Genomic DNA, 13,360 nt, shown 5'->3' with positions numbered 1-13,360 from the left:
TCTATAAATGAGAGGGTAAAATGGTTTCTATTAAAGATGTAGCCAGAGAAGCAGGGGTAGCAATATCCACTGTTTCCAAGGTTTTAAATAATTATCCTAATGTGAGCGAGGCTACCAGACAGAAGGTCAATGAGGTTGTTGACAGACTTGGATTTGTGCCAAATACAGTGGCAGCAAGCCTTTCATCCAAGAAGACCGGAAGAGTAGCTCTTTTACTAAAGCTCAATCTTGATACATCAGCCAGCGATGAGATAAACATGCAGTATATATCAGGTGCCATTCACAAGGCCAAAGAGCTTCAGATGGATGTGATAACCGTGTTTACGTCTATGATAGAGGATATGAATGTAGATGAGGTTACAAACTACTTTGAATCGCAGGGGATCAGGGGAATCATAATATACGGAATAACAACCAAAGACAAGGTCCTTCATAAGCTCATTGATAGTGGAAGATTTAAGATTGTAGTAGTAGATGCACCTATGGTCAATGAGAGCACTTCCTGTGTGGGCGTAGATAACCAAAAAGCTCAGTATGATATTGCCAAAAAGACAATAACAGAAAACAAATGTAAGAAAATCCTGTATTTATCAGGTGAAGATAATGGTTATGTCACAGCACAGAGGCTCGAGGGAATAAAACAGTTGTGCGCAGAAAAAAAGCTTAAGCTGACTGTCAGATGCGGAAATTTCTCAGAACTAAGAGCAAGAGAGCTGACAATGCGCTTTTCCAAGAATAATGACTGCGTAGTATGCGCTTCAGATCTTATGGCTATCGGTGCCATGAAGGCCCTTATAGATATGGATATTTTCAGACCTGTATGCGGCTTTGACGGAATAATCCTTATGGGATACGTTGGCAAGCAGATGAATACAGTTAAGCAGGACTTTGTACAGATATCAGAAAGAGCCATCGAGGAGCTCAACAGGCTATTATCCGGTGAGAGCGGACGCAGGGTCATAATGCCACATACGCTTGTCAGGATGAAGTATGAAGACATTATAAGGTAAAAGAAAAATAACACTTGCGGAAAACGTTTTCCTGTGTTAAAGTAAAACCATCGATTACAGAAAACGTTTTCCGAAAACATAAAAGAGATAAAAGGAAACCCGTATTTTTAAAGCGTAGATGAATCTTTTTGATCATCTGCGAGAACGAGAGGAGAAACAAACATGTCCAAGCACACAAACATGCAACGCGACGTACTGGTACTTAACCTTGAGGAACAGCTCGAAGGAATTGCTGAGGAGAAGTATGGCAAATCACTTAAGGAATGCACTGACCGTGAAACATATTTTGTACTTCTTGATATGACTACACGTCTCATGAACGTAGCAGAAGTATATAACGGGGAGAAGAAGGTTTATTATATTTCAATGGAATTCCTTATTGGTAAGCTTCTTTCCAACAATCTTATCAATTTGAGAGTATATGACAGAGTAAAGGCTATTCTTGAGAAGAACGGCAAGGATCTTGCAGTTATAGAAGAGTGCGAGCCGGAGCCATCTCTTGGTAACGGTGGTCTTGGAAGACTTGCAGCATGCTTCCTTGATTCAATAGCAACACTTGGCCTTGCAGGTGAAGGAATCGGTCTTAATTATCACTTTGGTCTTTTTAAGCAGGTGTTCAAGGATCATCTTCAGAATGCTGAGAAGAATGACTGGATCGAGGAACAGTCCTGGCTTGAGAAGACAGATACAACCTTCGAAGTATCTTTTGGTGACAAGAAGGTAGTATCACGTCTCTACAACATGGACGTTGTGGGCTATGATACAGGAGTTAATAAGCTTCGTCTTTTTGATATTGAATCAATTGATGAGAGCCTTGTTAAGAAGGGCATCGATTTTGACAAAACCAAAATTGACAAGAATCTTACTCTTTTCCTCTATCCGGATGACTCAGATGAGGCAGGAAATCTTCTTAGAATTTATCAGGAGTACTTCCTTGTATCCAATGCGGCACAGCTCATCTTGAGAGAACAGAAAGAGCGTCAGTATGACCTTCACGAACTCAATAACCATGCAGTTATTCAGATCAACGATACACATCCTACAATGATCATTCCTGAGCTTATCAGGATCCTTGTTGAGGAGAAGGCATTTAGCATGGACGATGCCATTGATGTAGTCAGCAAGACATGTGCTTATACTAACCACACAATCCTTGCTGAGGCTCTTGAGACATGGCCTCTTAAGTATCTTGAGAAGGTTGTTCCTCAGCTTGTTCCATATATCAAGGAGCTTGATAAGAGAGTTCGTGCTAAATACAAGAACCCTAAGGTTCAGATCATTGACAAGGACAAGAAGGTGCACATGGCATTTATTGATATCCACTACGGATTCTCAATAAATGGTGTCGCAGCTATTCATACAGATATTCTCAAGGATAGTGAGCTTAATGATTTCTACAAGATCTATCCAGAGAAGTTCAATAATAAGACTAATGGTATAACATTCCGTAGATGGCTTTTGTCCTGCAACCATCCACTTGCTGATTTCCTTTCACAGACAATCGGTGATGGATTTAAGAAGGATGCGAACAAGCTTGAGAAGCTTCTTGATCACATTAACGATGAGGAAGTTCTTGACCAGCTTGAGGCTATCAAGATGGGCAAGAAAAAAGAGCTTGTAGATTATCTCAAGAAGCATGAGAATGTAGAGGTTGATCCTGATTCTATTTTTGATATTCAGGTTAAGAGACTTCATGAGTACAAGAGACAGCAGATGAATGCTCTTTATATCATTCACAAGTATCTGGAGATAAAGGGCGGCAAGAAGCCTTCAAGACCTCTTACATTTATCTTTGGAGCCAAGGCTGCCCCTGCTTATGTTATTGCCAAGGATATCATTCATCTTCTCCTTGTTCTTCAGGAAATCGTTAATAATGATCCTGATGTTAACAAGTATATGAAGGTTATCATGGTTGAGAACTACAACGTAAGCTATGCTGAGAAGCTTATCCCTGCATGTGACGTATCTGAGCAGATTTCACTTGCATCCAAGGAAGCATCAGGAACAAGTAACATGAAGTTCATGTTAAACGGCGCTGTTACTCTTGGTACAGATGATGGTGCTAATGTTGAGATCCATGAGCTTGTAGGTGATGACAATATCTACATCTTTGGTGTTAAGGCTGATGAAGTTATTGAGCATTACAAGAAGGCTGACTATGTATCCAAGGATTACTACAAGAAGAGCAAGGTTATCAAGGAAGCAGTAGATTTCATCGTCAGCAAGGAGTGCCTCAAGGTTGGTCACAAGGAGAACCTTGAAAGACTGTACAATGAGCTTCTTAATAAGGACTGGTTCATGACTCTTATCGACCTTGAGAGCTACATTGCCAAGAAGGATGAGATCTTTGCAGATTATGAGAAGCGCGATAAGTGGAAGAAGATGATGCTCACTAACATTGCCAAGGCTGGATATTTCTCATCAGACCGTACTATTGCTGAATACAATCGTGATATCTGGCACTTGAATTGATATAATTATTCTTAAAAAATAGTGAAATAATACGAAATTATGATTATTATTCACGGTATAATGATATAATTATTGCACATTGGAAGAGTTTTTACTTCTCCAATGTGCAATTTTTGTGCGAAAATGCACCTTTATCATTCCCGGAGGGTAGAAATGAATAATAATGGATCAGCAAAAGGAAAAGAATCTGTTGTACGAAAAAAGAACAAGAAGATCAGTTCCAAGCTCTTAATGTACATCTTACCTGTTGTCATTATAACAGTGCTTATTCTTGTGAATATAGCTGCTACTTTATCCAAGAACAGAATGTCAGAGATGGCTACTGAGACTTTGGAATCTTCTATTTCCAACCAGTCTGATAATATTGAATCCTGGCTTGATGAGAACCTGCGCTATTTTAATACGGTCAAGCATACTTTGGAAAGCCAGAAAATAGAAGAGGCAGATTATGAGTCTTTCCTTGATTCATATTATGGTTATAACTCAAACTCTCCCAAAGGCTTTTATATTGGAACTGCAAGTGGCAGATTCTATAAGGCCAAGGATGCTGACATAGATGAAAAAGATGTTCTTGGAAGCACATGGTATAAGCAGGGTATTTCAAGGGTTCAGATGGCCTATGGAACAGCCTATACAAATGCTGAAGGCGAGACGGTTATAAGTGCAACAGGTATCATCGATGATGGTTCCGATGAGATTAAGGTAATAGGTGCTGACGTTTCCCTTAACAAGATCAGTATCATTGTTAACTCCGGTGTTAAGATGAACAAGGCAAGCTCCTTCCTTGTTGATACTAATGATTACAAGATCCTTGCACACAGAGATTTTAATATAGTTAATACCACTCTTTCAGAGAGTACTTCAGATACTCTTTTGGCAGGCGCAGCTAAATCTATTTCAAGCGGTGATCTTACAAGTAAAGAAATAGGTGATTACGTTGTTGCTTTTGACGAGGTACAGGGAACTGATTGGGTTCTTGTATCCTATATTCCGACTAACGTTATCATGAGTACAGTATCGCAGATTGGAATGCTCCTCTTTGTGGTTGGTGGAGTAGCAATAATTCTCATCACAATTCTGATCCTGTTTGTTGTTAAAAAGGTTATTGCACCTCTTTCAAATATCTCTAACAATATTTCTGCCATGTCTGAAGGCGACTTTACGATCGAAGTTGATTCATCAAGTGATGATGAGATTGGTGTAATGGGAAGCAAAGTATCAGACTTTGTAAACAGCATGAGAAAGATGCTTGCAAGTATCAGCGAAGAATCAGATAAGCTCCAGTCCGAATCTGATAATTCTGACATGGTATCAAGAACAATGTTTGAAGCATCACAATCTCAGGCAGAAGCAATGCAGCAGCTGAACGAGACGGTAGATCAGCTTGCAACAGCTGTCAATGATATTGCCCAGAACGCTACAGTCCTTGCTCAGGTAGTTGCTGATACCAGAGATAACAGTGAAAAAGCTGATGAGAGCATGAAGGAAACTGTTGGAATATCCCAGAAGGGCAGAGATGACATGGAGAAACTAAATGTTGCCATGGAAGGTATCGCCCAGTCCAATGAAAAGCTTGTTGAGTCAATCAATAAGGTTGGTACTGCATCAGAAGAAATCACTAATATTGTTGGCATGATCGGTGAAATTGCAGAAGAGACAAATCTCTTATCACTTAATGCAAGCATAGAGGCAGCAAGAGCCGGCGAAGCAGGTAAGGGCTTTGCTGTTGTTGCCACACAGATTGGTAAGCTGGCACAGACGTCAGCTGAAAGTGCCCAGAATATTTCTAATCTTATCGAGGAAGTGCATAAACTGATTGAAGACGCGGTTGAGCAGGCTCACGAAAGCGCTGACAATATCAAGGAAAACAGCGAACTTATAGGTGTAGCGGTAGATACTTTTGACCGCATTTATAACAATATTCAGGAGTCTAATGGCCTGATCGAAGCCATGATAACTGATATAGAAAAGGTTGACGACGTAGCAACAAATGTTGCCGCTATTTCCGAGGAACAGGCAGCAAGTGCTGATGAAATCCTTGCTACATCAGAGAATATGGTTGAAATGGCTAACAATATCACAAAGAGCAGCCAGGATGTGGCTGATAATTCCCACGAACTTGCGGGAACTTCTCAGACACTTACATCCTATGTACAGAAGTTCAAGATCTAAGAAGCGTATTTGATTTGGACTATTTATGGAAACATAGTTACCGTGACACGATGCAAGCAGGAGCAACTACGTGTCATGTCCATTAACTCAGGAGGTTAGGTAATGGGTAATAACCATATGATCAGGAAAATAACTACATGTCTTTTAACTGCTGTATTAGTAGGGAGCAGTATAATAGGATGTTCATCAAATACAGCTTCATCCGGAGGCGGTGGATCAGCCGGCAGTTCCAAGATACTTTTTATGATGACAGATGTAGATGACAACTACAGAGCAACGCTTACAGATGCCATCATGGCTGCTGCAAAGAGCCAGGGAGTTGCAATTGATTATGTAGAAACTGGCGGAAATGCGGAAACTGAGGCAAATCTTATTACAAGTGCCAAAGCTTCGGGATATACAGCCATTATCCTAAGACCCGGAGATGCCAGTACTGCACTTCAGATGAATGTTGCTTCCAATGATCTGCCAATTGTATATGTCAACAATCAGCCTTCGGATTCGCACCTTGAAGGCGGCAAGTATATATTTGTTGGTTCCGATGAGTATCAGGCCGGGCAGTATCAGGCAGAATATGTCCTCAAACAACTCGGAAATCCCAAGACACTTGACGTTATTATTTTTGAGGGAGAAATCGGACATTCAGGAACTATTGGAAGAACCAAATCGGTAAAAGAGACACTTAGAGCAAATGGTTGTGCAGCTAATTATGTATTCGTGGATACGGCTAACTGGTCTGATGTAGAGGCCAGAAGCAAGTTCGCTATATTCATGAAAACCGGCCAGAATGTTGATGCTATCTTCTGTAATAATGATACTATGGCTCTGGGAGCAGTTCAGGGGCTTAAGGATTTTGGACTGGATTACAGCAAGATCCCTGTAGCCGGAGTTGATGCTACAGCAGATGGATGTGCTTCTATCCTGGCAGGAGAAATGGCTTTCACAGTTCTTCAGGATGCCAAGGGACAGGGAGCAGCAGCGGTTGAAGCAGCCAAGGTCCTTGGAAGCGGCGGAGACCTCAGCAGCGTGGAAGGTGCATCTGAAGATAAAAAATATGTATGGGTTCCATTTTCACCTGTTGATAAATCAAATGCAGCATCTATAAATTAAATATTTCTCAAAAAAGCTCTAGTGGATAAATTCCATTAGAGCTTTTTTTTATGCTCCAAAAAGCCATAAATTCCTTTAGAAAAAATAAAGATTATAAACTGAACATTAATTATCATGAAACGGATATAAATTAACAATATAAAAGTGAAATGTGATTTAAAATATGATTTTCAAAAAAATATAATTCATATAACTAAAAAAATATTATCAAAATGCGAACCACGAAACAAGAAACTTAGATCAGCAGACAGTTTTTGATTGATATCACAAGGAGATAAAAGTTGAAACTAACGATTTGCGGAATAAGAGGATCCTATCCAGTATTCGGAAAAGAATATGAGAAATACGGCGGTTCTACATCTTGTTATCTTATAGAGACTTCTACTCAGGCGGTTATTGTAGATGCCGGTACTGGGATCATAAACGTTCCCGAAATGAAACAACAGAATATCCCTATTCTTATGACTCATTCACATGTTGATCATCTTATAGGACTCATGGCCTTTAATGGGCTTAAGGATGCGCATAGGAATATAGATATTTACCTTGCCAAAAGAGATGGCTTATCTCCCAAAAAGCAGATAGAAAGGCTGATTTCAAACCCGCTCTGGCCCTGCAAAATAGATGATTATCCCGCCAAAGTTTCTATCAAAGAATTAAAGGTAGCGGAAGAGAAAATAGAATTTGGCGATATAAAGGTCTTTTCCATGGATGCTAATCATCCGGGAGGCTCAACAATCTTTAGAGTAGAAAGTAATGGTAAAAGGATAGTTATCATAACTGATCACGACCACGCTGATGAAGTAAAAACTGAAGAAATCGCAGAGTTTTCAAAAGAGGCAGATCTTATCCTGTACGATGCTCAGTATACAGAAGAAGAGTATGAAGAGCACAGGGGATATGGACATTCAACTCCGGAAGCCGGAATTAGATTAAAAGATAAAGCAAAGGCCAAAAAGCTTGTATTCATCCATCATTCTCCGGCCCACAATGATAGCTTTATAAAGGCTCAGGAAGAAAGAATAAGAGAAAGTTCTGGCTCAGATATATCCTTCGGATACGAAGGGGAGGTTATTACTATATGAAGGAATTTAAGACAGATCACCTGATACAGATAGCAATAGCATTATCTGCTGAAAAAAATATTGATAAGCTTTTGGACATGATTCTCAAGGAAGCAATAACTATCAGTAATTGTGATGCAGGAACTGTGTACGTAAGGCAGGACGATCAGCTCTTTTTCCACAATACATATACAGGAGCAGCCGGTTTTCCAGATGATGTTTCGAGTAAAAAAAAGTCAATGCCGCCACTTAAGCTTAGCCGTGAATATGTAAGTGCATGTGCGGTACTGGATAAAAAGAAAATCAATATAGCTGACGTATATGAGTCAGATGAGTATGATTTCTCGGGAGCCAAAAAGTATGACGCTATGAATGGATACAGAACAAAATCCATGCTGGTAATTCCCCTTGAAGATGATAAGAGCGAAGTGCTTGGAGTTCTGCAGCTGATAAATGCTCAGGATAAAGACAAAGAAGTGATTCCTTTTCCGGTTGAAGTAGAAGATATCATTTCAGCACTTGCTTCTCTTGCAGCAGTTAGCCTCACTAACAGAAGGCTTGCCCAGCAGGTTCTCGATACTCTCCATTCCTTCGTGGAAGTTATGGTAGAAGCAATTGATACCAGAAGTTCCTACAACGCTAATCACACTAAGAGCATGGTCAGCTATGCAAGGAAGTTTCTGGATTATATTGGGAAGGCACATGATCAAAGAGCGCTGACAGAGGAAGAAAAAGATTCATTCCTCATGAGTGTCTGGCTTCACGATATTGGCAAGCTGGTAATTCCGCTTGAAGTAATGGATAAGGCCACAAGGCTTGGTGATAAGAAAATGGCAGTTAAAAACAGAGTTACAGTGGCCTGCCTTATGGAAGAACTGGAAGGATATAAGAATCCGGCGCAGCTTGATAAGCACCAGGACAAGATTAAGGAGATCAAAAGAGCTTATGAACTCATTGAAGAATGTGATACCAAGGGATTTCTTCCGGATGATGTTCTGGAGAACCTAAGGAATGCAGCCAAGATAATGGTACTTGATGAGGAAGGAAAAGAGATAGCTCTTTTAACAGGGGAGGAAGAAACAGCAATAACAGTAAGAAAGGGAACGCTGACGGATGAAGAGAGAAATGTGATGCAGTCACATGTAGTTTACACAGGAAAGATGCTGGACAAGATGGATTTCAGAGGACCATATTCAAATGTTCCGGATTGGGCAGCATCGCACCACGAACTGCTTGATGGCTCTGGATATCCAAATCACAAGACAGCAGAAGATATTCCGGTGCAGGTCAGATTCCTTACCATCATCGATGTGTATGATGCGCTGACAGCAGAGGATAGGCCATACAAGCCGCCAATGCCATCAGAAAAAGCATTTGGCATATTGGATAGCATGGCTAATGAGGGAAAGATAGACAAAAACATTCTTGATCTATTTAAAGAAAGTAAAGCTTGGGAGAAGGAGTGAGTAACTTTATTTTTGGCTAATCGCCTCGGACCTATGGGCTCTGGTCCGGAAAGGAGTGACCATGAAAAAGACCTTTAGTATTAAGAAAATTGCGGTAATAGTTGCAATTCTCATGGCCTCTGTAGCAGGGATCGTTATATTTATCTATGCACAAAGGCTGACTGCTACAACTATGAGGCTCCTCAAGATGCAGGGAATAGTTAAGTTATTCGACAAAGAAAAAGAGAAGACTATCATAGATAACATTCGCCTTGCAAATGGAAATGCGATAAAGACCGAGAGTGCTTCCCTTGCTGCAATTGCTCTTGATGATTCCAAAGTTGTAACAATCAATGATGAGAGTAGAGCGCAGTTCGAACAAAAGGGAAAAAAGCTTAATATCAAGCTTACGGACGGAAGCCTTTTCTTTGAAGTAAGCAAGAAGCTTGCTGCAGATGAGACCTTTGATATCAGAACATCATCAATGGTAGTTGGTATCAGAGGAACATCAGGATATGTGGCAGTGGATGAAGAAGGATATGAAACTCTCTATATTACAGATGGAGAGGTTGAAGTTATAGGTACTAACCCGGTGACCGGCGAGAAGAAGACCATCAGGGTAAAAGCAGGCCAGAGGATCAGGGTATATCTGTATAATGACAGGCCCAAGGACAGCATCATGTTTGCTCTTGAAGACGTATCAGAAGATGATCTTAAGCAGGCCATCAAAGACAGACTTATAGAAAACGATAATCTTTTAGCTAAAGTATGCAATGCTACTGGATGGGATAAGGATAAGATCCTTGGTATTGAAGAGATTCCTGAGGACGTAATTCCTGCTAATGCTGGTGATGAAATAGAAACAGAACCTGAAAAAGAAGAAGTTGCAAGCGCAGCAGAGAGTTCGTCCGCAGAAGAAATAATAGAAGAACCTGCTACAGAAGTAGTCACAGAAGAAGCAGAAGAACCGCAGCAGGTAGCAGAGGAAAAACCTGAAGCCGTTTTACCAGATACATCGGATTTTGACCCAGTTTACTACGCATCACAGAATCCGGATGTTGTAGAGCATTATGGAGATGATCCGGGAGCTCTTTATCAGCACTACCTGGAACATGGAGAGGAAGAAGGAAGAGCAGCAACAGAAGCTGAGGCCCAGCAGCAGATTAGTTCGCAGGAAGAAGCATATCTGAAGTTCCAGCAGGATCTTGCAAGAGCTCAGGAAGAACAGGCTGAGCAGGAAAGACTGCAGCAACAGGCAATGCTTGACCAGCAGGCAATGCAGAATGCACTTAATCAGTCAAATAATATAAATCAGGATGATAGTAATTATGTAGATGATAACAGTAGTCAGGCAAATAATACTGGGAAGACAGACGAAGGCTATTATAATCCTTATGCTGACCCTAACAGCGAATTGTTTGATCCTGATAATACCAATCCAGATAATCCAAATTACATAGACCCGGATAATCCAGACGGTACTAATAACCCATAATTGAAAATTGGCAATAATTCAGGGAGCTGATGATAACCAATGAGTAAGAAGATAATCAGGAGTTATTTAAAAAGACCTAAATACAGAAATTTAGCCATTCTTTTCTTTATTCTGACGGTTCTATATACCTTAGCTGTTTATTTCAAAGTGGTGAACCGCGCAGATAAGTGGATACAGGATGCTCTTTTCCAGAAGCCGCAGGCTGTTTCTGGTGACGTGGTTATAATAAGTATTGATGATGAGACTCTGGAGCATATTGGTGCTTATAACACCTGGGATAGGAACGTTATGGCCAGTGCTCTGGAGGCTCTGGGGGCAGATCCCCGGAACAAACCTGCAGTTGTGGCAATTGATACACTCTACATTGGAGAAACTGACCCTGAAGCTGACGAAAGACTTGCAAATGCAGCAGAAAAGCTTGGAAATGTAGTTACTGCTTCTGCGGGAGTATTTGGTTCAGGTTTTATTGAAGATGAAAATGGCAAGTTCCAGATGCACGGCCATCTTATCTATAACTACGAGGAACCTTATAAGAGGTTAAAAGATGTTACTACTCAGGGACATATAAATGCCATGTATGACATGGATGGCGTCCTTAGGCATTCTCTTTTGTATTTTGATCATCAAAGTGGAGCTGAAACAACTGACCGCATCTATTCAATGGCTCATGAAGCAGCTCGTCTTTATTGCCTGCAAAATGGAAGGTCCTTGTCAGATCCTATGGTGGATGAACGAGGTCATTTCTATCTTTCCTACACTGTAAGGCCGGGAACTTACAATGATGGCATGAATCTGTACAAGCTTATTAACGGGGAAGTGCCGGCTGATTATTATGCTGGCAAAATAGTTCTAATAGGGCCATACGCTGCAGGACTACAGGATGAATACTTTACTCCTATCGATAGAGCCCAGAAGATGTATGGAGTTGAGTACCAGGCCAATGTAATTGAAGCACTCCTTAGAGGCGATTATAAAAAGGAAATGTCTGATGTCCTGCAGGCAGGCCTGTTATTCATAGCAGTTTTAGTTGGAATAACAGTATTCCTTATTACTTCAGTCAAGTTTGCGACTATTTTTATGGTAGTCCTGATGATCTTGTCGCTTGGAGTTTCTTATCTTCTATATAGCAATGGCTGGATAGTTCATGTAATATGGTTGCCGCTTGGAATCGTGATCATGTATGTTGCATCCCTTGCGGTCCACTATTTGAGGGCAGCCCTTGAGAAGAGAAGAGTGACCAAGACCTTTGAAAGATATGTTGCACCTGAGATTGTCAAAGAGATCATGAAAGAGGGAATGGAGAATCTCTCACTTGGAGGTAAAACCTGCGACATAGCAGTTTTGTTCGTTGATGTAAGAGGCTTTACGACAATGTCAGAAAGACTAGCTCCTGAGAAGGTTGTCTTTATACTAAACAAGTATCTGACTATGGCAAGTGACTGTGTTGAAAAGAACAAGGGAACATTGGATAAATTTGTTGGAGATGCAATGATGGCATTTTGGGGAGCTCCACTTCCACAGGATGATGCTATATATAATGCAGTCAGAACTGCAATGGATATAATTGAGGGAGCCAAAAGAGTTTCCGACGAGCTCAAGGAAGAAATTGGTGAGGAGCTAAGAGTCGGAGTTGGAGTTAACTATGGACCTGCAGTTGTAGGAAACATGGGCGCAGAAAAGCACATGGATTATACTGCAATCGGAGATACAGTTAATACGGCTGCAAGGCTTGAAGCCAATGCTCCTGGCGGAACAGTATATATTAGCCGAGTTGTAGCAGATGCACTCAAGGACAGGATAAAAGTTACATCACTTGGAGGAACTATCAAGCTAAAAGGAAAAGCAGAAGGCTTTGAAGTTCTAAAGGTTGATGAACTTGACTGATCACATTTTGAACTGTTTGATTATGCTGCGAACAGTCTGCTCAAGATAGGGCTTTAAGTCCTTGAGGTTTACAGGGTCATTGTACATGATAGAGCTATAACCCGTAGAACCTACAAGTTCAATTATCATAAATAACATGATTTCAGCATCGGAGAATTTGAGGCCTGACTCCTCAACCATCTTGCGATAGATTTCACCAAAATCAACGTCCTCACTGCTCATTGGAGTGGTGAGGGCTTTTTTAAATACTGCCCAGGACAAATCCTTATATATAAATGCCAGTAGCCCTTTGTTGGCTTCCAGTTCATCGAGGACATAGTCCATTATAAAGATAAGTCTTCCCTCGAAATCTCTTATTTTGGTCTCTTGAAGGGCATTATAAGCCTGCATGAACAACTGACTTGATTTGTGGGCGATAAGTCTGTTTCTGATATCATATTTGTCTTTGAAATAAAGGTAGAAGGTGCCCTTGGCAACTCCTGCCTTGTTAACTATGTCCTGAATGGAAGTCTTGTTGATACCCTGTGAAGTGAACAGCTCAAAGGATGTGTTCAGAAGATTTTCCATTTTTAATTTCTTATTTTGATCTGCTTTTCCCATTTTTATTTCCTCTTTTCAGGGGCATATTTCTTTTTCATATTCATTGTAACATATGCAATCAAATGTCGTCTAAACAGCATATTTATTGTTTTTTTGGACTGCCCCTGA

Annotated in this window: 9 protein-coding genes; 8 read left to right on the top strand and 1 reads right to left on the bottom strand. The window is 40.7% G+C overall.

What is annotated here, in order from left to right; all coding sequences use genetic code 11:
• Positions 1-20 precede the first annotated feature (20 nt).
• The 8 genes from BPR_RS10725 to BPR_RS10690 all read left to right on the top strand — a co-directional run bounded on the left by BPR_RS10725 (position 21) and on the right by BPR_RS10690 (position 12,652).
• Positions 21-1,010 (top strand): LacI family DNA-binding transcriptional regulator, encoded by a 990-nt coding sequence (locus tag BPR_RS10725; protein ID WP_013281506.1) that lies wholly within the window; start codon positions 21-23, stop codon positions 1,008-1,010.
• A 162-nt stretch (positions 1,011-1,172) separates the two neighbouring features.
• Entirely contained in the window at positions 1,173-3,482 is a 2,310-nt protein-coding gene (locus BPR_RS10720; RefSeq protein ID WP_013281505.1) for a glycogen/starch/alpha-glucan phosphorylase, read from the top strand.
• 153 nt (positions 3,483-3,635) lie between these two features.
• Complete coding sequence (locus tag BPR_RS10715; RefSeq protein WP_013281504.1) at positions 3,636-5,654, top strand: methyl-accepting chemotaxis protein; 2,019 nt, start codon at positions 3,636-3,638, stop codon at positions 5,652-5,654.
• 102 nt (positions 5,655-5,756) lie between these two features.
• Complete coding sequence (locus BPR_RS10710) at positions 5,757-6,764, top strand: substrate-binding domain-containing protein (RefSeq protein ID WP_013281503.1); 1,008 nt, start codon at positions 5,757-5,759, stop codon at positions 6,762-6,764.
• A 281-nt stretch (positions 6,765-7,045) separates the two neighbouring features.
• Entirely contained in the window at positions 7,046-7,849 is an 804-nt protein-coding gene (locus BPR_RS10705) for an MBL fold metallo-hydrolase (protein WP_013281502.1), read from the top strand.
• The gene (locus BPR_RS10700; RefSeq protein WP_013281501.1) at positions 7,846-9,294 is read left to right on the top strand and encodes an HD domain-containing phosphohydrolase; all 1,449 of its coding nucleotides are present in this window, start codon (positions 7,846-7,848) and stop codon (positions 9,292-9,294) included. The genes BPR_RS10705 and BPR_RS10700 overlap by 4 nt, the downstream gene beginning before the upstream one ends.
• A gap of 61 nt (positions 9,295-9,355) precedes the next feature.
• Complete coding sequence (locus BPR_RS10695) at positions 9,356-10,768, top strand: FecR family protein (RefSeq protein WP_013281500.1); 1,413 nt, start codon at positions 9,356-9,358, stop codon at positions 10,766-10,768.
• 39 nt (positions 10,769-10,807) lie between these two features.
• The gene (locus BPR_RS10690) at positions 10,808-12,652 is read left to right on the top strand and encodes a CHASE2 domain-containing protein (RefSeq protein ID WP_013281499.1); all 1,845 of its coding nucleotides are present in this window, start codon (positions 10,808-10,810) and stop codon (positions 12,650-12,652) included.
• On the opposite strand, the gene BPR_RS10685 is transcribed toward BPR_RS10690, so the two are convergent.
• Complete coding sequence (locus BPR_RS10685; protein WP_013281498.1) at positions 12,653-13,252, bottom strand: TetR/AcrR family transcriptional regulator; 600 nt, start codon at positions 13,250-13,252, stop codon at positions 12,653-12,655. It abuts the gene before it with no gap.
• Positions 13,253-13,360 lie beyond the last annotated feature (108 nt).

It is taken from the genome of Butyrivibrio proteoclasticus B316, from assembly GCF_000145035.1.
Classification (GTDB): Bacteria; Bacillota; Clostridia; order Lachnospirales; family Lachnospiraceae; genus Butyrivibrio; species Butyrivibrio proteoclasticus.
This window is presented reverse-complemented; position numbering and strand designations above follow the sequence as displayed.

Coding starts and splice junctions, on each gene's coding strand:
- BPR_RS10725 (WP_013281506.1), top strand. CDS start 21: ATGGTTTCTATTAAAGATGTAGCCAGAGAAGCAGGGGTAGCAATATCC.
- BPR_RS10720 (WP_013281505.1), top strand. CDS start 1,173: ATGTCCAAGCACACAAACATGCAACGCGACGTACTGGTACTTAACCTT.
- BPR_RS10715 (WP_013281504.1), top strand. CDS start 3,636: ATGAATAATAATGGATCAGCAAAAGGAAAAGAATCTGTTGTACGAAAA.
- BPR_RS10710 (WP_013281503.1), top strand. CDS start 5,757: ATGGGTAATAACCATATGATCAGGAAAATAACTACATGTCTTTTAACT.
- BPR_RS10700 (WP_013281501.1), top strand. CDS start 7,846: ATGAAGGAATTTAAGACAGATCACCTGATACAGATAGCAATAGCATTA.
- BPR_RS10695 (WP_013281500.1), top strand. CDS start 9,356: ATGAAAAAGACCTTTAGTATTAAGAAAATTGCGGTAATAGTTGCAATT.
- BPR_RS10690 (WP_013281499.1), top strand. CDS start 10,808: ATGAGTAAGAAGATAATCAGGAGTTATTTAAAAAGACCTAAATACAGA.
- BPR_RS10685 (WP_013281498.1), bottom strand. CDS start 13,252: ATGGGAAAAGCAGATCAAAATAAGAAATTAAAAATGGAAAATCTTCTG.